This window comes from Pararhodobacter aggregans (assembly GCF_003075525.1).
Classification (GTDB): domain Bacteria; phylum Pseudomonadota; class Alphaproteobacteria; order Rhodobacterales; family Rhodobacteraceae; genus Pararhodobacter; species Pararhodobacter aggregans.
The window spans coordinates 63,772-80,760 of the sequence record NZ_QDDR01000009.1 but is presented as its reverse complement, the minus strand read 5'-3'; the positions used below and the strand labels follow the sequence as shown (position 1 = coordinate 80,760).

Here is a 16,989-nt window from a genome sequence, read left to right as displayed (position 1 = left end):
TCCTTGAAAACCCGCCCTTGAAGGCGCATATGGCTGGCGCCTGCTTCATGCGGGCGGATACCCATTTGGAGAGACCATGGCCAAGGAAGAACTGCTCGAATTTCCCGGCGTCGTGAAGGAACTCCTGCCGAACGCGACGTTCAAGGTCGAGCTGGACAACGGCCATGTGATCATCGCGCATACGGCAGGCAAGATGCGGAAGAACCGCATCCGTGTCCTCGCAGGCGACCGGGTTCAGGTCGAGATGACGCCCTACGATCTGACCAAGGGCCGGATCAACTATCGCTTCAAGTGATGAAGCTTGTTCTGGGTTCGGCCAGCCCCCGGCGGCTGGACCTGCTGGCGACCATCGGCATCGTCCCGGATGCCGTGCGCCCCGCCGATATCGACGAAACGCCCCGTCCCCGCGAATTGCCGCGCCCCTATTGCGCGCGCATGGCGGCTGAAAAGGCGGCGGCCGTTCAGGCCGCCGGGGATGAGATCGTGCTCTGCGCCGATACCACCGTGGCCCTGGGCCGCCGCATTCTGGGCAAGCCCGAAAGCGCGGCCGAGGCGGCGAAGTTCCTGACCGACATGGCCGGGCGGCGGCATACCGTGATTACCGCCGTGGCGGTGAAGCGCGGCGCGCAGGTCTGGGAGAGGGTGGTGGAAACCGCGGTGAAGATGAAGCGCCTGTCCGACGATGAGCTGAATTCCTACCTCGCCAGCGGCGAATGGCAGGGCAAGGCCGGCGGCTACGGCATTCAGGGCCGGGCCGGGGCCTTCATCCCGTGGATTCAGGGCTCGTTCAGCGCGGTTGTCGGCCTGCCGCTGGCCGAGACCGCCACGCTCCTCAACGCCGCGGGGTATCAGGCATGAAGGGCAGCGTGATCGCCCTAGGCCATATCGGCGCGCGCGAAGTTGCGGCGCTGATGGTGGACGGACAACTGACCGACCTCGCACTCGACGAGGACGGGATCGCCCCGGGCGCCATCCTGCGCGGCGTTGTCGGGCGGCCGGTCAAGGGGCTGGGCGGGGTCTTCGTCGATCTGCCCGATGGCCTGTCCGGCTTTTTGCGCGCGCCCAAGGGGCTGGCGCCGGGGCAGAAGATTCTGGTGCAGGTTGCCGGTGCCTCCGAGCCGGGCAAGGCCCTGCCGCTGACGCAACGCCTGCTCTTCAAGTCCCGCTATGCCATCGTCACGCCCGAGGCGCCGGGCCTCAACATCTCGCGCGCCATCCGGGACGAGGGGCTCCGGGCCGACCTCGCCGCGCTGGCCACCGAGGGGATGCAGGGCGCGGACGAGAGTCTGGGCCTGATCCTGCGCTCGGCCTGCGAGGCGGCTTCGGACGAGGAAATCACCACCGATATCGCCCAGATGCGGGTCCTGGCCGAAGCGGTTCTGGCGGACCTCACGGGCGGGCCGGAACTGTTGGTCGACGCGCCCGGGCCGCATGAACTGGCGTGGCGCGACTGGGGCGATGTCGATGAGGTCGATGACGGCCCCGACGCGCTGGAACATTCCGGCGCGCTCGATCAGATCGCCGCGCTGCTCACGCCCGAGGTGCGGCTGGAAGGCGGCGCCTCGATGCATATCCAGGCGACGCGGGCTTTCGTCGCGGTCGATGTGAACACCGGCGCCGATACCTCGCCCGCGGCGGGGCTGAAGGCCTCGATCGCCGCGGCGCGCGACCTGCCGCGGCAACTCAGGCTGCGCGGGCTTGGCGGGATGGTGATCGTCGATTTCGCCCCCTGTCCCAAGCGTGACCGGCATGTGCTGGAACAGGTGATCAGCAAGGCGTTGCGCGCGGACGCTGGCGAGGCCTCGGTCGCGGGCTGGACGCCCTTGGGCAATTTCGAACTGACGCGGCGCCGGGATCGTGCGCCCCTGCCGGACTGGCTGACATGAGCGGCAAATGCCCGCAATGCGGCAAGCCGATGGTCGAAGCCTACCGGCCCTTCTGCTCGAAACGCTGCGCCGATGTCGATCTGGCCCGCTGGTTCCGCGAGGATTACCGGATCCCCACCGCCGAACCGCCGGTCCCGGACGACGAGGAAGACTGAACCGCCGCGCCCCCGCAAGGGCGCGGCGTTTCCGGTCTCAGAGGCAGGCCTCGAACAGGGCGCGGGTATTTGCGGCATTCATCTCGATGGGGTTGCCGCCGCAGGAGGGGTCCTCCAGCGCCATCTCGGTCAGGGTGGCGAGGTCGGGGTTGGTCACGCCCAGCGCGGTCAGGGTCTCGGGGATCGAGAGGGTCTTGCGCAGGTCCATGACGGCGGCGCGGAACCCCTCGAACCCGCCCGCGATGCCGATATAGGCGGCGGCGCGGGTCAGGCGGTCCTCGATGGCCGGGCGGTTGAAATCCAGCACCATCGGCATGACCACGGCGTTCGTCGTGCCGTGGTGGGTGTTGTAGACCGCGCCGATCGGATGGCTCAGCGAATGGATGGCGCCGAGGCCCTTCTGGAAGGCGACGGCCCCCATGGCCGCGGCCGACATCATATGCGCGCGGGCCTCCAGATCGCCGGGATTGGCGTAGACCTTGGGCAGGTTCTCGAACACCAGCCGCATGCCTTCCAACGCGATGCCCTGCGACATCGGGTGGTAGAAGGGGCTGCAATAGGCCTCGAGGCAATGCGCGAGCGCATCCATGCCGGTGCCGGCCGTGATGAAACGCGGCATCCCCACGGTCAGCGCCGGATCGCAGATCGTCACCTTCGGCATCAGCGCCGGGTGGAAGATGATCTTCTTCTTGTGGGTCGTGGCGTTGGTCAGCACCCCCGCGCGGCCCACTTCCGAGCCGGTGCCGGCGGTCGTGGGCACGGCGATGATCGGTGCGATCTTCGACGCATCCGCGCGGGTCCACCAGTCGCCGATATCCTCCAGATCCCAGACGCTGAGCGTGGCCGGCTGCCCGGCCATCAGCGCGATCATCTTGCCCAGATCCAGGGCCGAGCCGCCGCCGAAGCAGATCACCCCGTCATGCCCGCCCGCCTTGTAGACGGCGATGCCCGCGGCCATGTTCGCCTCGGTCGGGTTGGCGTCGACCTCGGAGAAGAGGGCCTTGCCGAGCCCGCCCGCCTCCAGCACCGAAAGCGCCTCGGCGGTGATCGGCAGGGCGGCCAGCGCCTTGTCGGTGACCAGCAGCGGCGCCTTCATGCCGACCGCCTTGGCGTGATCGGCCAGTTCCTTGATGCGCCCCACGCCGAATTTCACGGCCGTAGGGTAGGACCAGTTCATGGTGGGGACGTTCATTTCGTGACCTTCTTCAGATGGTAGGATTTCGGCCGCGTGACCGATTGATAACCCAGCGCCGACAGCGCGGCGCCCCGGCCGGTATCCTTGCAGCCGGTCCAGCACAAGGCCGGGTCGAGATAGTCGCAGCGGTTCATGAACACGGTCCCCGTCTCGATCCGCGCGCCGATTGCGGCCGCGGCCTCGGTGTCGGCGGTCCAGATCGAGGCGGTGAGCCCGTAGTGGCAGTCGTTCATCAGGGCGATGGCTTCCTCGTCACCCGAGACCTTCATGATGCCGACCACCGGGCCGAAGCTTTCCTCGGTCATGACCCGCATGGAATGATCCACGTTGACCAGAATCTGCGGCGCCAGATAGGCGCCGCCGTCATCGGCCGGAAACAGCGCGGGGTCGATCAGGGGCGTGGCACCGGCGGCCACGGCCTCGGCCACCTGCTCGCGGACGATGCGGGCGAAACGGGCATGGGCCATCGGGCCGAGGGTGGTTTCCGGCTCGAACGGGTTGCCGAGTTTCAGGGCCTTCACCCAGGCCACGGATTTCTCGACGAAGGCGTCATAGAGCGATTCGTGGACATAGATCCGCTCGATCCCGCAGCAGCACTGACCGGCGTTGAACATGGCGCCGTCCATCAGGCTGTCCACCGCCGCGTCAAGGTCTGCATCGGCCCGGACATAGCCCGGGTCCTTGCCGCCCAGTTCCAGCCCGACGCCGGTGAAAGTGCCCGCCGCCGCCTTCTCGATGGCGACACCGCCGCCCACCGAGCCGGTGAAATTCACGAAGCCAAAGGCCCGGGCACCGATCAGCGCCTCGGTCGTGGCGTGGTCCAGCACGACGTTCTGGAAGACATCCGCGGGCACCCCCGCCTCGGCCATCGCCATCGCGATCCGCTCGCCCACCAGCAGGGTCTGCGAGGCGTGTTTCAGCATGACGCTGTTCCCGGCGATCAGCGCGGGAACAATCGTGTTCATCGCCGTCATGTAGGGATAGTTCCAGGGCGCGATGACCAGCACCACGCCCACCGCCTCCCGCGCGATATAGCGGCGGAAGGTGGTGCCATCCTCGACCATCGTCGGGGCCAGCGCCGTCTCGGCGATGCTGGCCATGTAGCGCGAACGTTCGTTCATGCCGCCGAATTCGCCGCCATAGCGGGTGGGGCGGCCCATCTGCCAGGCCAGTTCCTCGACCACCGGCGCTTTCATCGCGTTCAGCGCCTCGACCCCGGCCATCACCAGCGCGATGCGCTCGGCCAGCGGGCGCGCGGCCCAGGCCTTTTGCGCTACCTTGGCGCGGGCAGCGGCGGCCTGGGCCTCGGCCAAGGGCAGGGCGGGCCGCTCGGCATAGATCCGCCCGTCGACGGGCGAGAGGCATTTGATGGTGGTCATTCTGGCTCCTTGGTCAGCGCGGGGGCAGGGCGCTTCGGCCCGCCCCCGCCGGTGTTCGTCTAGGGATTGGTCCGCCGGATCGGCCCGCAGAGGCCCCGGGCCCGCTGCGCGCCGCAATCAATGCGGAAATTGGCGTCCAGGTCGCCCTGATCGACGGTGCGGAACCGCCCGTCGACCTGACCGGCGCAGCCGTTGTCGCCGTCGATCCCGTAGCGCACCAGCACATGCACCACGTCGAAGCGGTCGGTCGGGCAGCAGGCCTCGACCCGCACCCGGTCCAGAAGGCTGTTCTGGCCATGCGGCAGATGCGGATAGATGCCCACCCAGCGCGTCCAGTTCATGCGGTTGTTGCCCCCGACCGAGGCCAGGCAGGCCGCCGGGATGGCATGGCTGCGCCGCTCGTTCCACAGCGCCCCGATACAGGCCCTCAGCGCGCCATGGGCATTGACCCGGCACTGGTTCGGCCGCCCGTTCGAACAGGTGCCCGAGGCGTCCATCTCGATCAGCGGCTGGAGATTGTTGTAAATGTTCGGCCCCATGACGGCGATGCTGGCGCTGCACCCGCGCGAGATGGTGGCAGCGGCGGGGGCGGCAAGAAGCAGGGCAATCCCGGCCACGGCCAGGGCGGAAAAACGTCTTTTCATGTCAAACCTCATGGCAGGCCGCCACGGCCCGGACCGGACCGGGGCGGGTTTCAATGAGGCGAAGACTATCATTTTTCGCCGCTCCGGCCCAGACACGGGGCCGCGACCGCGCCTGCCCGGGACGCGCGGGGCGGCGCGCCGCGCGCCGCAGGGCGGGGGCGGGGCTGTCCGTTCAAGGGGGTGCCGGGGCTGCGCCATGCTGCATCGGGTCCCGGGGCTCAGGCCTGTTCCAGGCCCCGCTTCAGCTCCCAGTCGGTGACGACCCGGTCGGCCTCGGCGATTTCCCAGCGGGCGGCGTGAACGTAATGCTCGACCACCGCCGCGCCCAATGCGCCGCGCAGCCAGGACGAACCCTCGGCCAGATCTGCCGCCTCGCGCAGGGTCTTGGGGATCTCGCGCGCGCCTTCGGCCGCGTACATGTCGCCCTTCAGTTCCGGCTCCAGTGCCAGCTTCTGCTCGATCCCGTCCAGCCCCGCCGCGAGCAGCGCCGCGCAGGCGGTATAGGGGTTGAGGTCGGCGCCGCCGATCCGGCATTCGACCCGCACCGCCTTGGTCCCGGCGCCGCAGACCCGGAAGCCCGCGGTGCGGTTGTCGGCGGACCAGACCGCCTTGGTCGGCGCGAAGAGCCCGACGCAGAAGCGCTTGTAGCTGTTCACATAGGGCGCGAGGAACAGGGTGATCTCGCGCGCATGGGCCAGCTGACCGGCCAGAAAATGCTTCATCAGCGCGGACATGCCATTCTCGTCCGCCTTGTCGGCGAAGGCGGCGCTGCCATCCGTCCCCCACAGCGACTGGTGGACATGCGAGGACGAGCCCGCCTTGTCATGATGATACTTGGCCATGAAGGTCACGGACTTGCCCATCGCATGGGCGATCTCGCGCGTTGCCGCCTTGGTGATCGTGTGATGGTCGGCCGTGGTCAGGGCATCGGCATAGCGGATGTTGACCTCCGCCTGGCCCGCCTCGGCCTCGCCCTTGGTATTCTCGACCGGGATGCCCGCGCCATAAAGCCCGTTGCGCAGGGCCCGCATCAGGGGCTCTTCCTTGGTGGTCTGGAAGATGTGGTAATCCTCGTTATAGCCCGAGATCGGCACCAGATTCTGGAATCCCGTGTCGCGGAACTGCTCATAGCTGTTCTCGAAGACGAAGAATTCCAGCTCCGTCGCCATCATCGCGTCATAGCCCAGCGCCTTGGCCCGGGCGATCTGCCGCTTGAGGATCGCGCGCGGGCTGACGGCGATTTCCTCATGCGTGTGATGGTCGAGCAGATCGCAGAGCACCAGCGCCGTGCCCTCGAGCCAGGGCACCCGGCGCAGCGTCGCCAGATCGGGCTTCATCAGGTAATCGCCATAGCCCTGCGCCCAGCTCGCCGCCTCGTAACCCGGGACCGGGTTCATCGCCATGTCGACGGTCAGCAGGTAATTGCAGCAATGCGTCTCTTCCCAGCCGTGGCTGAGGAAATGCGCCGCATGAAAGCGCTTGCCCATCAGCCGCCCCTGCATGTCGACACCCGCCACCACCACGGTGTCGATCTCGCCCGCCTCGAAGGCCGCGCCCAGGGTCTCCAGCGTCAGATATCCGCTCATCTCGTCCTCACCGGGCGCACCCTGCGCCCCATCATCTTGTCTGAAATACGCACGGGGTTCCCCAAGGGGCCCGTGGGCCCCTTGGGCGAGGGGGCGCGGGGGGCGAGCAGCCCCCCGCACTTTTTCGTTTCATGGGGGGCGAGCAGCCCCCCGCGTCCCGGTCACGAATAGCGGTAGGGCCGCCCGGCGCGGTCCATGGCCGAATTGTAATCCTTGAAGATCTGCACGACCCGCGCCTTGGTCTCGCTTTCGGCGCCGATCTCGTCCCAGAAGGTCCGTGCCGCGGTCTCGACGGTGGCCCATTCGGCATCGGGGATCGCCGTCAGTTCCAGCTTGGTGCCTTCCGTCCGGTAGCGCGCCTCGCCCGCCCAGTACCAGTGCTGGCGGTAGTAATGCGACTGCTCGAAGCAGGTCGCGACCAGATTCTGCAGCTTCGGCGACAGCTCGTTCCAGCGGTCCATGTTCGAGAAGAAATGCCCGATCCAGGCGCCCGAGATGTTGTTGGTCAGGAAATGGCTGGTGACATCGGCCCAGCCGACCGTATAGGCCTCGGTCGCGCCGCACCAGGCCACGCCGTCGATCTCGCGCGTCTGCAGCGCGATCTCCACATCCTCCCACGGCACGGTGACCGGGACGACGCCGAACTGCGACAGGAAGCGCCCGGCGGTGGGGAAGGTGAAGACCCGCTTGCCCTGCAGATCGGCCAGCGAGGTGATCGGCGAGGAGGTGATGAAATGGCACGGATCCCACGACCCGGCCGAGATGTGCTTCACGCCCACGGCGGCATAGGCCTCGCCCCAGATCTCGTTCAGGCCCCAGTCGTTGAACAGCGCGGGCACATCCAGCGAATAGCGGCTGGCCAGCGGGAAATAGCCGCCGAACACCGTCACTTCGGTGGGCGAGGCCATGGAATCGTCATCCGATTGCACGCAGTCGATGGTCCCGCGCTGCAGGGCCTGGAACAATTCGCCCGTCGGTACGATCTGGTCGGCGTAATAGAGGTCGATCTGCATCTCGTCGCCGGCGATGGCGTTGAACATGTCGACCGCCGGTTTCACCACGAATTCGCCCAGCGCGGCGCCCGCATAGGTCTGCATCCGCCAGCGGATCGTCGATTGCGCGTGAACCGCCGGAGCCGCCAGGGCCGCTGCGCCGCCGAGGGCGCTGGTGGTCAGGAACTTCCGTCTCGTCGTCGTCATTTCCGTATCTCCTTCTGTTGGACTTGGGGCGGGCCTTCGGGCCTTCTGGGGTTCAGGGATTATACAGCGTCTGCGGCAGCCAGAGCGCGATCTGCGGGAAGATCATGATGAGCGCGAGGCCCAGAATCATCACCCCCACGAAAGGCACGATGGAGCGGTAGATATCGGCCAGCGACACGCTCGACGGTGCCATGGCGCGCATCAGGAACAGGTTATAGCCGAAGGGCGGCGTCATATAGGCGATCTGGCAGGTGATCGTGTAGAGGACACCATACCACACCAGATCGAATTCCAGCGCCCGGACGATCGGCACATAGAGCGGCGCCACGATCACCAGCATGGCGGTGTCGTCCAGGAACGTCCCCATCAGGATGAAGCTGAGCTGCATCAGGATCAGGATCTGCCAGCGGTTGAGGCCCAGATCGGTGATGAAGAACTCGCGGACGAATTCAACCGCGCGCAGCCCGTCGAAGATCGCCCCGAAGGCCAGCGCCGCCAGGATGATCCACAGGAACATGCAGCTGACCGAGAGGGTCTGCACCAGGCACGTCTCCCAGACCTGCCGCGTCATGCGCTTCTTGTAGACCGAGGCGGCGACGGCGGCGAGCGCACCGATGACCGAGCTTTCAACCAGCCGCGTATAGCCCAGGATGAAGGGCACCATCATCACCAGGAAGATGCCCAGCGGCAGGACGCCCGCCAGCAGCAGCCGGTATTTCTCGGATGTCGAGATCGCCGCGCGTTCCTCGGCCGACAGCACCGGGCCCAGCGCCGGGTTGATGCGGCAGCGCAGCCAGATATAGGCGATGAAGAGCGAGGCCATCAGCAGCCCCGGCAGGATCCCCGCCAGCCACAGCTGCGCCACCGGCTGCCGGGCGATCATCGCGTAAAGCACCATGACGACCGAGGGCGGGATCAGGATGCCCAGCGATGACCCGGCCTGAATGACCCCTGTGACCATCCGCTTGTCGTAGTTTCGTTTCAGGAGTTCCGGCAGCGCGATGGTCGAGCCGATGGCCATCCCCGCCACCGACAGCCCGTTCATCGCCGAAATCAGCACCATCAGCACGATGGTCCCGATGGCGAGGCCCCCGGGCACCGGCCCGAACCAGACGTGGAACATGCGGTAAAGGTCATCGGCCAGCCGCGATTCCGACAGCACATAGCCCATGAAGATGAACATCGGCAGCGTGATGAGCGGGAACCAGTTCATCAGCTTGAAGGCCTGCGAGAAGGCGATGTCATGCCCGCCCCGGTCGCCCCAGAGGAACAGCGCGGCCACCACGGCGACAAAGCCGATCACGCCGAACATGCGCTGTCCGGTCAGCATCAGCAGCAGAAGGCTGCCGAACATCAGCGCGGCGATCATCTCGGTGGGCATCAGATCTCCTCGCCTTTCAGGCGCGCGATGTCGCGGATGGTGAAGGCCAGGACCTGCAGGATCATCATCAGGATGCCCAGCACCATGATCGCCTTGACCGGCGCCATGTAGGGCCGCCAGGTGCCGCGGCGCCGTTCGCCGTATTCCAGCGCGTATTGCAGGCTCTCCCACCCGCCCCAGAGCAGGACGCAGAGGTAGAAGAGCAGCGAGCCCACGGTCAGGATGTCGACCAGCGCCCGCGTCTTGTCGGACCAGCGGGAATAGAGCAGGTCCATCCGCACGGCCGAGCCCAGTTGCAGCGCATAGGCGCCGCCGATCATGAAATAGCCCATCAGCAGGAACTGGGCCATCTCGTCGGTCCAGATCGGCGGGTTGCCGACGGCCCGGGCCAGCGCGCCGTAGAGCATGACGCCCATCAGGGCCAAGAGCGCATACATGGCGATCCGGCCGAAGAGCCAGTTGAACCTTTCGACCCAGCGGACATAGGTGACCAGGACGCGGGGCATCAGACGGCCCCCGTCGCGGTCAGCGCCGCGGCCAGCACCGGGGCCAGCCGGTCGGCCATGGCCTCCTGCGCCGGGGCGTCGGCGATCAGGTCGTTGCGGATCTCCAGCATGGTGTTCGGCAGCCTGAGCGGCACGGCATGCAGGCGGATCGTATGGGTCACGTCGCCCGCCGCCGAATAGGGCTCGTTCAGGCGGGTATCGAGGCCGCAGCCCTTGGCCGCCTCGATCACCGCATGGGTGAGGGTCTGGTCGTCGTCATGGATCACCCCGAATTCGACGGCGCGTTTCATGCCGAAATAGACCGGGGTGAAGGAATGGACAGCGATCAGCGCCGGGCGGCGGCCGCGGGCGACCAGACGCGCAATCTCGGTCGCGAGGGTGGCGTGGAAGGGCAGGCAGATCGCCTCGGTCCGGGCCAGCCGGTCGGCGGCGGTCAGGTCGCGGTTGCCGGGGACTTCGTGGACCTCGGACATCGGCGGCATGGCGGCGGGATGGTCAGGCGCGCGGTTGAGGTCATAGGCCAGCCGCGACAATGGCGCCGAGACCAGCACCGTGCCCCCCGTGACCGGTGCCAGCCGGGCCGCCAGCCCCCGCGCCAAACCCAGCGCGCCGATGTCCCAGGCCGCGTGCGAGACCTGCGCCTCGGCCGACAATCCCAGATCGCCGCCCAGCGCCGGCCAGTCCAGCGGCAGCACGTTCGAGGCATGGTCGCAGATCAGCACCAGCCCCGCCGGCCCCTCGCCCGGACCGGGCGCGCCCGCGGCATCCCAGTGCTCCACCAGCCCCTCGAAATGCGGCAGAAGGGCGTCGGCGGCACGCGCGGCGGAGAGGGGCATGGGCAGGGACTCCGGGTATCGGTGGGTGAAGCCTCGGCCATCGCGGGCAATTCTGTCAAGTTCTTTTCGGAAGGGAAATTTCTGTTACAAATCGCACAAACGGCGCTAGGCTGTTTTCTGAGCACCAGGCCGGGACCCCGATGAACGACACGCCAGCGGATACTCCAGAGGCGCGCCTGCGCGCCGCCATGCCGGACCTGACCCGGGCCGAACGGCAGCTGGCCGCCCATATGCTGGGCAATTACCCGGTGGCGGTGCTGGGCTCGGTCGCCTCGGTCGCGCGGGGGGCGGGGGTCAGCGGGCCGACGGTGGTGCGGCTGGTGCAGAAGCTGGGCTATTCCGGCTATCCCGAGTTTCAGGCCCAGCTGCGCGAGGAGGTGGGCGAAAAGCTGGCCTCCCCCATCGCCAAGCGCGAGAAATGGGCGGGGGCGGGCGCGCGCGACCATGTGCTCGACGCTTTCGCGGCCAAGGTGGTGGAGAATGTGACCGCCACGCTGGGCCAGATCGACCACGCAGGCTTCGATGCGGTGACAGCGCTGCTGGCGGATCGCGAGCGGCGGATCGCCATGCTGGGCGGGCGCCTGACGCATCCGGTGGCGGAATATTTCGCAACCACCCTGCGCGTGACGCGGGGCGAGGTGAGCCTCTGGTCCAACCTGCCCAATTCCTGGCCGCCCGCGCTGCTGGACATGCGGCCGGGCGATGTGCTGGTGGCCTTCGACATCCGCCGCTACGAGGCCTCGGTCCTGCATATCGTCGAGATGGCACGCGCGCAGGGGGCGGAGGTGGTGCTGATAACCGACCGCTGGGTCTCGCCCGCCGCGGCCCATGCCCAGCATATCCTGCCCTGCCATATCGAAGCGCCTTCTGCCTGGGATTCGATCACCGCGCTGGTCATGCTGGTCGAGGCGCTGCTCGCGGGCGTGCAGAACCGCAGTTGGGACGAGACGGCGGACCGGTTGCGGCGTATGGAAGCGCTTTATGCCCGGGCGCAGCTTTTCCGCCGGGCGCGATAGGGGCGCGCGATGCATCCGATCCTGATCCTCATCAACCTGGCGGCGGCGGTGATGCTGCTGCTCTATGCCGTGCGCATGGTCCGCACCGGGATCGAGCGCGCGCATGGCGCGGCCTTGCGCGACCGCTTGCAGGGCGCCTCGGGCAACCGGGTGACGGCGGCGCTGGGCGGGATGGTGCTGGCGATGCTGTTGCAGAGCGCGACGGCGGTGGGCGTGCTGGCGGCGGGTTTCGCCGCCTCGGGCATCGTCACCGTGGCGACGGGGCTGGCGGCGCTGCTGGGGGCGGATCTGGGCTCGGCGCTGGTGGTGCGGCTGCTGGCGCTCGACCTTTCCGAACTGGTGCCGATCCTGATCCTGACCGGCTGCGTGCTGTTCCTGAAGGTCGAGGCGCGGCGCGCCAAGCAATACGGCCGCATCGTGCTGGGCGTGGGCTTCGTGCTGCTGTCCTTGCAGATGATCGGCGCGGCGACCCTGCCGATGCGGGAATCGGCGGCGCTGCCGGTCATCATGGATTACCTCGGCCGCGACGCGCTCATGTCCTTCCTGGTGGCGGCGCTGCTGGCCTGGCTGGTGCATTCCTCGGTCGCCACGGTGCTGCTGCTGGCGGCGCTGGCGCAGGGCGGCGGGCTGCCGATGACCGCGGCGCTGCCGATGCTGCTGGGCGCCAATGTCGGCGGGGCGGTGATCGCCGTCTGGCTGACGCGGGGCATGGACCCGGTCTCGCGCCGCATCCCTCTGGGCAACCTGATCCTGCGCGGCGCGGCGGCGCTGGTCCTGCTGTGGCTGGGCTGGATGAGTGGCGCAGGCCTGCCCGCCTGGCTGGGCGAGGGGGCCTCGGTCCGCATCGTCAACGCGCATGTGGTCTTCAACGCGGTGATCGCCGTCTGCGCCCTGCCGCTGATCCGGCCCGCCCTCTGGCTGGCCGAACGGCTGGCGCCCGAGCAGCCGCAGCCGGTCATCGCCGGGCAGCGGCGCAAGACGGCGCTGGATCGGGCGACACTGGCCCTGCCGCAGCTGGCGCTGGCCTCGGCCAAGCGGGAACTGCTGCTGATGGGCGCCGCGCTGGAGGAAATGCTGCGCCCGGCGCCGCAGCTACTGGACGGGGCGCCGCCTGACCTGCTGGCCGCGACCAGCGCGCTGGACGAGGAGATGAACCGCCGCCACGCCGATGTGAAACTGTTCCTCGCCGCGCTGAACGAGGGGGGCCTCACCCCCGACGAGGCGCGGGAATCCCTGCATCTGACGGGGGTTGCGATCAACCTCGAATATGCGGGCGATATCGTCGCCAAATCGCTGCTGCCGGTGGCGCAGAAGAAGACGGCGAGCGGGCGCAGCTTCTCGGCCAAGGGGCGGGACGAACTCAGGGCGATGCATGCGCGGGTGCTGACCAACCTGCAACTGGCGATGAACGTGCTGATCTCGGGCGACCCGGACGCCGCCCGGCAATTGATGCGCGAGAAAGAGGTCATGCGGGCGCTGGAGAGGGACAGCCATCAGGCCCATCTGGGGCGGCTGAGCGCCGGCAATGCCGAAAGCCTCGCCACCAGCCATTGGCATCTGGAGGCGCTGAGGGCCTACAAGGAGATCAACTCGCTCTTGGTCTCGGTGGCGCTGCCCATTCTGGAGGAACGCGGCGAGGTGCTGCGCTCGCGTTTGGCGCCGGGTCAGTAGGCCTCAGTAGGGCACGAAGACCGCGACCAGCGCCGCCGCCAGCGCCAGCGCCGCGCCGAAGGGCACGCGGCCCAGCCGCCGGAGGCTGCGGCCCTTCACCAGCGCCCGGATCACCGCCAGCGACAGCGCCGCCAGCGCGGCCAGCAGCACCACCGTGGGCAGGCGCGGGATGCCCAGCGCGAGGCCCAGCGCGGCGGCCAGCAGCACGTCGCCCAGCCCCATGCCCGCCCGACCCGCGAACCGGGCATAGGCCGCGCGGATCAGCCAGAAGGCGCCGCCCCCCGCCGCCGCCCCGGCAAGGGCGATGGTCAGCCGGTCCCCGGGCAGGGGCCAGCCCAGCCCGTCGCCCGCCATCGCCATCCCGAAGCCCAGCGCCGCGTTGAGCGCCAACAGCGGCAAGGGCAGGCGGAACCAGCGCAGATCGGCCACGGCCAGCGCCAAGAGGCTCCACATCCAGCCCGCCATCAAGAGGCCCCGCCATGGATCCCAGGCCAGCGCCCCCGCCGCCACGCCCATCAGCATGCCGGTGATCTCGGCCTGCCACAGCACCGGCGGGATCGGCGCCCGACAATGGCGACAGCGCCCCCCGAGCAGCGGATAGGACAGCAGCGGCACCAGCTCGGCCGCGCCCAGCGCCGTGCCGCAGGACCGGCAACGCGACCGCGCGGCCACGAAGCCCTCGCCCCGCACCAGCCTCTCGGCCAGGAGCGCCGCGAACGAGCCCATCGCCGCGCCCAGAAGCCCGAGGAGGAGCGCAAGGGTCACAGCGCAGCCTCTGCGCCCGGTTGTGGGGGAGGGGAAGCGGCGCTAGGGTCGGAAACGAGCATCTCGAACGGATCTGGTTGAACGATGGCAGGCTACAGTAAAGCGGATTTCCCCGGGACGCGCGCGCAGAAAAAGCGCGCCCTGAGACGGGATGCGGGGCTCACGCTGATCGAACTCATGGTGGTGGTGGTGATCCTGGCCCTGCTGGCGGTGGTCATCGTGCCGCGGGTGATCGACCGGCCCGATCAGGCGCGCGCCGCCCGGGCGCAGGCCGATATCGCGGCGATCACCGCGGCGCTGAACCTCTACCGGCTGGATACCGGCAGCCTGCCGACCACGGATCAGGGGCTGGCAGCGCTGGCGACCCGGCCCACCGCCGCGCCGGTGCCGCAGAACTGGGCGCAGGGCGGCTATCTGGAACGGGTGCCGGACGATCCCTGGGGGCGGCCCTATCTCTATCTCTCGCCCGGCGTGCACGGGGATTTCGACATCGTGAGCTACGGGGCTGACGGGCGCAGCGGGGGCAGCGGCGCGGATGCCGATATCACCAGTTGGCAAGGGCGATAGCCGCCTCCCCGCGCGGGGCTTCACGCTGATCGAATTGCTGGTGGTGGTGGCGATCATCGCCATCCTGTCGCTGGGCGTCGGCCTCTCGGCCGGGGGTATTTTTGCGCGACCCGGGGCGGTGTCGGCGGCCGAGAGGCTGGTGCAGGCCGACCAGCGGGCGCGCGACCGGGCCCTGTTGGGCCGCGGGACGCTGGGCCTTGTTCCGGGCGACGGCGGCTGGGCCGTCGCGCGCCGCACCGGCACGGCATGGCAGGCCGAGGGTCCGGCGCTGACCCTCGGCGCCTCGCGTCTGACATGGGAGGTCGCCGGCCGCCCCTATCTGCCCGGCCTCAACGGCCCAAGGGAAGAGGTGCCGCCGGTCCAGATCGCCCCCGATGGCGGCAGCACGCCCTATGCGGTGACGATCCTCACCGGCAGCCAGCGGCGGATCTGCCGGGCCCCGGCCGGGGGGCCGCTGGCATGCGAGTGAGGGGCTTCACCCTGATCGAACTGGCGGTGGCGGTGGCGATCCTGGCCATCGGCTCGGTCGCGGCCTATCGCAGCCTCGATCAGGCGCAACGCGGCGTCGGTGGGCAGGTCGACCGGGCGCTGGCCGCCGAAGTGGCGCTGAACCGGGCGGCCGAACTCAGGCTTGGCGGCATGCAGGCCGGGCGCCGCCTGCCCGATCGGGTCACCCAGGGCCCTGTCGACTGGCGCGTCACGGTCGAGGAGGCGGCGACCGCCTCGGGGATGATCGAGGCGACGATCCTCGTGTCCGCGCCGGGCCGCCCCGGTGCGCGCTTCGTCACCATCGTCCCGCGAGAGCGGCGCTGATGCGGCGCGGCTTCACCCTGATCGAGCTGTTGGCAGCCATGGCGATCCTGGCCGTCGTCTCGATCATGGGCGTTCAGGCGCTGGGGGGCGTATTCCAGCAGCGTGCGGTCCTGAGCCGGGTCGATGACCGTTCGGCCGCGCTGATCCGCACGCTGTCAGCGTTGCGGCAGGATCTGGAGGCCGCGCTGCCCGTGGCCACGACCGGCACGCTCGGCGACACCGTGACCGCCGGGATCGAGGTCGAGCCGGGCCGGCTGCGCTGGCTGCGGGCCGGGCTGGCCGATCTGCCGGGCGATCCCGCGCGCGGCGCGGGCCGCGTCCTGTGGTCGGTCACCGAGGGGCGGCTCAGCCGTCAGGCGGCCCGGGCGCTGCCGGGCACCGGCGGCCCCGCCCGGGTGATGCTGGAGGGCGTGACCGCCCTGACCCTCGTGCCGCTGGGCCTGCCCGAGGGCGACGCGCCCGACCCGCGCCTGCTGGCGCCGGGCTATGAGGTGACGCTGGAAACGGCGGCCTGGGGGCGCCTCAGGCTGGTGGTGGCGCGATGAGCCGCAGCCGGGGCATGGCGCTGATCCAGGCATTGCTGATCGTCGCCGCCATTGCCGCGGTGGCCGCGGCTCTGCTGTTGCGGGCCGAGACGGCGCGCGCCCGGCTGGAATGGCGGTTCGCCGGGGACCAGGCGGCACTCTACCTCGATGCCGGGGTCGAGGAGGTGCGCCGCCTGCTGCCCGTGCGGGGCGAGGTCAACCGGCGTCAGGATTGGGCACGGCCGCGCGACGGCGTGCCGCTCGACCGTGGCAGCCTGTCCTGGCGGGTCTCCGACCTTCAGGGGCGGTTCAACCTGAACCTGCTGCGCGGCGATCCCGACCAGAGCTATCAGGCCGCGTTCCGGCGCCTTGCCGCGGCGCAGGGCCTGTCAGAGGCGGCGCAGACCCGGGTCCTGACCGAGATCGCCGCCGCCACCGAGGACCTGCTGCCCAGCGCGCCGCTGATGCTGGGGGCGCTGGCCGACGAGCCCGAGAGCTGGCAGGCACTGGCGCAGCTGATCGCCGCCTGGCCGGGCGGCGAGGCGATGAACGTCAACACCCTTCCGCCGCCGGTGCTGGCCGCGCTGCTGCCCGATCTGGGGGGCTCGAGCCTTGACCTGCTGGTCCGGCGGCTGGAGAGCGAGCCGGTCCCGAGCCCCGAGGTTCTGGCGGTCTGGCTGCGCCAGCGGCTGGGAGAGCCCGCCGCCACGGCATTGGAGGCGCTGCGCCTGGGCGCTGCGTCGCGGCGCTTCGTGCTGGAGGTCGAGGCGCGACTTGACACCTTGGTGCTGCGCCGGTCTGTTGTGGTGGACACGGGCGGGGCCGAGGGCCGCAGCGCCGTGATAATGTCTGTGCCAAGGCCTTGA

20 protein-coding genes are annotated in these 16,989 nt (G+C 69.2%); 11 read left to right on the top strand and 9 right to left on the bottom strand.

The genetic code is table 11. The features are described 5' to 3' along the window. Window positions 1–76: 76 nt before the first annotated feature. Genes infA through DDE23_RS16615 form a run of 4 tightly spaced genes read left to right on the top strand, consistent with a single transcriptional unit; the run spans window position 77 to window position 2,041 of the window. Entirely contained in the window at window positions 77–295 is a 219-nt protein-coding gene (gene infA / locus DDE23_RS16630; RefSeq protein WP_107753147.1) for a translation initiation factor IF-1, read from the top strand. After that, entirely contained in the window at window positions 295–858 is a 564-nt protein-coding gene (locus tag DDE23_RS16625) for a Maf family protein (protein ID WP_107753145.1), read from the top strand. The genes infA and DDE23_RS16625 overlap by 1 nt, the downstream gene beginning before the upstream one ends. After that, window positions 855–1,886 (top strand): ribonuclease E/G, encoded by a 1,032-nt coding sequence (locus DDE23_RS16620; protein ID WP_107753143.1) that lies wholly within the window; start codon window positions 855–857, stop codon window positions 1,884–1,886. Before DDE23_RS16625 ends, DDE23_RS16620 begins: the two co-directional genes overlap by 4 nt. Next, window positions 1,883–2,041 carry a DNA gyrase inhibitor YacG gene (locus tag DDE23_RS16615; protein ID WP_107753141.1) on the top strand — a complete coding sequence of 53 codons (159 nt, stop codon included), beginning with the start codon at window positions 1,883–1,885 and terminating at the stop codon, window positions 2,039–2,041. Before DDE23_RS16620 ends, DDE23_RS16615 begins: the two co-directional genes overlap by 4 nt. A 37-nt stretch (window positions 2,042–2,078) precedes the next feature. Here the strand turns inward: DDE23_RS16615 and DDE23_RS16610 are convergent, their stop codons facing one another. The 8 genes from DDE23_RS16610 to DDE23_RS16575 all read right to left on the bottom strand — a co-directional run bounded on the left by DDE23_RS16610 (window position 2,079) and on the right by DDE23_RS16575 (window position 10,767). Beyond that, a complete protein-coding gene (locus DDE23_RS16610; protein WP_170121879.1) occupies window positions 2,079–3,233 on the bottom strand; it encodes an iron-containing alcohol dehydrogenase in 1,155 nt (384 codons plus the stop codon). Beyond that, complete coding sequence (locus DDE23_RS16605) at window positions 3,230–4,615, bottom strand: aldehyde dehydrogenase family protein (protein WP_107753139.1); 1,386 nt, start codon at window positions 4,613–4,615, stop codon at window positions 3,230–3,232. The genes DDE23_RS16610 and DDE23_RS16605 overlap by 4 nt, the downstream gene beginning before the upstream one ends. A 59-nt stretch (window positions 4,616–4,674) precedes the next feature. Beyond that, window positions 4,675–5,259, bottom strand: coding sequence for a hypothetical protein (locus DDE23_RS16600; RefSeq protein ID WP_107753137.1), 585 nt, complete (start codon window positions 5,257–5,259; stop codon window positions 4,675–4,677). A 218-nt stretch (window positions 5,260–5,477) separates the two neighbouring features. Continuing rightward, complete coding sequence (locus DDE23_RS16595) at window positions 5,478–6,845, bottom strand: glutamine synthetase family protein (RefSeq protein WP_107753135.1); 1,368 nt, start codon at window positions 6,843–6,845, stop codon at window positions 5,478–5,480. A gap of 161 nt (window positions 6,846–7,006) precedes the next feature. Beyond that, complete coding sequence (locus DDE23_RS16590; RefSeq protein WP_107753133.1) at window positions 7,007–8,044, bottom strand: TRAP transporter substrate-binding protein; 1,038 nt, start codon at window positions 8,042–8,044, stop codon at window positions 7,007–7,009. Window positions 8,045–8,096: 52 nt separating this feature from the next. Next, window positions 8,097–9,425: a TRAP transporter large permease gene (locus DDE23_RS16585; protein ID WP_107753131.1), complete on the bottom strand. Its 1,329-nt coding sequence runs from the start codon at window positions 9,423–9,425 to the stop codon at window positions 8,097–8,099. After that, the gene (locus tag DDE23_RS16580; protein ID WP_107753129.1) at window positions 9,425–9,931 is read right to left on the bottom strand and encodes a TRAP transporter small permease subunit; all 507 of its coding nucleotides are present in this window, start codon (window positions 9,929–9,931) and stop codon (window positions 9,425–9,427) included. Before DDE23_RS16580 ends, DDE23_RS16585 begins: the two co-directional genes overlap by 1 nt. Then, the gene (locus DDE23_RS16575; RefSeq protein WP_107753127.1) at window positions 9,931–10,767 is read right to left on the bottom strand and encodes an N-formylglutamate amidohydrolase; all 837 of its coding nucleotides are present in this window, start codon (window positions 10,765–10,767) and stop codon (window positions 9,931–9,933) included. The genes DDE23_RS16580 and DDE23_RS16575 overlap by 1 nt, the downstream gene beginning before the upstream one ends. Window positions 10,768–10,907: 140 nt before the next feature. Here DDE23_RS16575 and DDE23_RS16570 point away from each other — a divergent pair, with 140 nt between their 5' ends. Further along, window positions 10,908–11,783, top strand: a complete 876-nt coding sequence (locus tag DDE23_RS16570) for a MurR/RpiR family transcriptional regulator (protein WP_107753125.1) — start codon at window positions 10,908–10,910, stop codon at window positions 11,781–11,783. A gap of 9 nt (window positions 11,784–11,792) precedes the next feature. After that, window positions 11,793–13,454, top strand: a complete 1,662-nt coding sequence (locus DDE23_RS16565) for a Na/Pi cotransporter family protein (protein ID WP_107753123.1) — start codon at window positions 11,793–11,795, stop codon at window positions 13,452–13,454. Window positions 13,455–13,457: 3 nt separating this feature from the next. On the opposite strand, the gene DDE23_RS16560 is transcribed toward DDE23_RS16565, so the two are convergent. After that, window positions 13,458–14,219 carry a prepilin peptidase gene (locus tag DDE23_RS16560; RefSeq protein WP_107753121.1) on the bottom strand — a complete coding sequence of 254 codons (762 nt, stop codon included), beginning with the start codon at window positions 14,217–14,219 and terminating at the stop codon, window positions 13,458–13,460. A gap of 84 nt (window positions 14,220–14,303) precedes the next feature. Between DDE23_RS16560 and gspG the strand changes: the two genes are divergently transcribed. The 5 genes from gspG to DDE23_RS16535 are packed head-to-tail and all read left to right on the top strand — an operon-like array spanning window position 14,304 to window position 16,989. Then, entirely contained in the window at window positions 14,304–14,786 is a 483-nt protein-coding gene (gspG, locus tag DDE23_RS16555) for a type II secretion system major pseudopilin GspG (RefSeq protein WP_107753119.1), read from the top strand. Continuing rightward, a complete protein-coding gene (locus DDE23_RS16550; RefSeq protein WP_107753117.1) occupies window positions 14,755–15,255 on the top strand; it encodes a GspH/FimT family pseudopilin in 501 nt (166 codons plus the stop codon). The genes gspG and DDE23_RS16550 overlap by 32 nt, the downstream gene beginning before the upstream one ends. Beyond that, a complete protein-coding gene (locus DDE23_RS25440; RefSeq protein WP_202863280.1) occupies window positions 15,246–15,599 on the top strand; it encodes a prepilin-type N-terminal cleavage/methylation domain-containing protein in 354 nt (117 codons plus the stop codon). The genes DDE23_RS16550 and DDE23_RS25440 overlap by 10 nt, the downstream gene beginning before the upstream one ends. Further along, window positions 15,599–16,144 (top strand): PulJ/GspJ family protein, encoded by a 546-nt coding sequence (locus tag DDE23_RS25170; protein ID WP_157958053.1) that lies wholly within the window; start codon window positions 15,599–15,601, stop codon window positions 16,142–16,144. The genes DDE23_RS25440 and DDE23_RS25170 overlap by 1 nt, the downstream gene beginning before the upstream one ends. Beyond that, on the top strand, window positions 16,141–16,989 hold the full coding sequence (locus DDE23_RS16535; protein WP_107753115.1) for a type II secretion system minor pseudopilin: 849 nt from the start codon (window positions 16,141–16,143) through the stop codon (window positions 16,987–16,989). The genes DDE23_RS25170 and DDE23_RS16535 overlap by 4 nt, the downstream gene beginning before the upstream one ends.

Coding starts and splice junctions, on each gene's coding strand:
- infA (WP_107753147.1), top strand. CDS start 77: ATGGCCAAGGAAGAACTGCTCGAATTTCCCGGCGTCGTGAAGGAACTC.
- DDE23_RS16625 (WP_107753145.1), top strand. CDS start 295: ATGAAGCTTGTTCTGGGTTCGGCCAGCCCCCGGCGGCTGGACCTGCTG.
- DDE23_RS16620 (WP_107753143.1), top strand. CDS start 855: ATGAAGGGCAGCGTGATCGCCCTAGGCCATATCGGCGCGCGCGAAGTT.
- DDE23_RS16615 (WP_107753141.1), top strand. CDS start 1,883: ATGAGCGGCAAATGCCCGCAATGCGGCAAGCCGATGGTCGAAGCCTAC.
- DDE23_RS16610 (WP_170121879.1), bottom strand. CDS start 3,233: ATGAACGTCCCCACCATGAACTGGTCCTACCCTACGGCCGTGAAATTC.
- DDE23_RS16605 (WP_107753139.1), bottom strand. CDS start 4,615: ATGACCACCATCAAATGCCTCTCGCCCGTCGACGGGCGGATCTATGCC.
- DDE23_RS16600 (WP_107753137.1), bottom strand. CDS start 5,259: ATGAAAAGACGTTTTTCCGCCCTGGCCGTGGCCGGGATTGCCCTGCTT.
- DDE23_RS16595 (WP_107753135.1), bottom strand. CDS start 6,845: ATGAGCGGATATCTGACGCTGGAGACCCTGGGCGCGGCCTTCGAGGCG.
- DDE23_RS16590 (WP_107753133.1), bottom strand. CDS start 8,044: ATGACGACGACGAGACGGAAGTTCCTGACCACCAGCGCCCTCGGCGGC.
- DDE23_RS16585 (WP_107753131.1), bottom strand. CDS start 9,425: ATGCCCACCGAGATGATCGCCGCGCTGATGTTCGGCAGCCTTCTGCTG.
- DDE23_RS16580 (WP_107753129.1), bottom strand. CDS start 9,931: ATGCCCCGCGTCCTGGTCACCTATGTCCGCTGGGTCGAAAGGTTCAAC.
- DDE23_RS16575 (WP_107753127.1), bottom strand. CDS start 10,767: ATGCCCCTCTCCGCCGCGCGTGCCGCCGACGCCCTTCTGCCGCATTTC.
- DDE23_RS16570 (WP_107753125.1), top strand. CDS start 10,908: ATGAACGACACGCCAGCGGATACTCCAGAGGCGCGCCTGCGCGCCGCC.
- DDE23_RS16565 (WP_107753123.1), top strand. CDS start 11,793: ATGCATCCGATCCTGATCCTCATCAACCTGGCGGCGGCGGTGATGCTG.
- gspG (WP_107753119.1), top strand. CDS start 14,304: ATGGCAGGCTACAGTAAAGCGGATTTCCCCGGGACGCGCGCGCAGAAA.
- DDE23_RS16550 (WP_107753117.1), top strand. CDS start 14,755: ATGCCGATATCACCAGTTGGCAAGGGCGATAGCCGCCTCCCCGCGCGG.
- DDE23_RS25440 (WP_202863280.1), top strand. CDS start 15,246: ATGCGAGTGAGGGGCTTCACCCTGATCGAACTGGCGGTGGCGGTGGCG.
- DDE23_RS25170 (WP_157958053.1), top strand. CDS start 15,599: ATGCGGCGCGGCTTCACCCTGATCGAGCTGTTGGCAGCCATGGCGATC.
- DDE23_RS16535 (WP_107753115.1), top strand. CDS start 16,141: ATGAGCCGCAGCCGGGGCATGGCGCTGATCCAGGCATTGCTGATCGTC.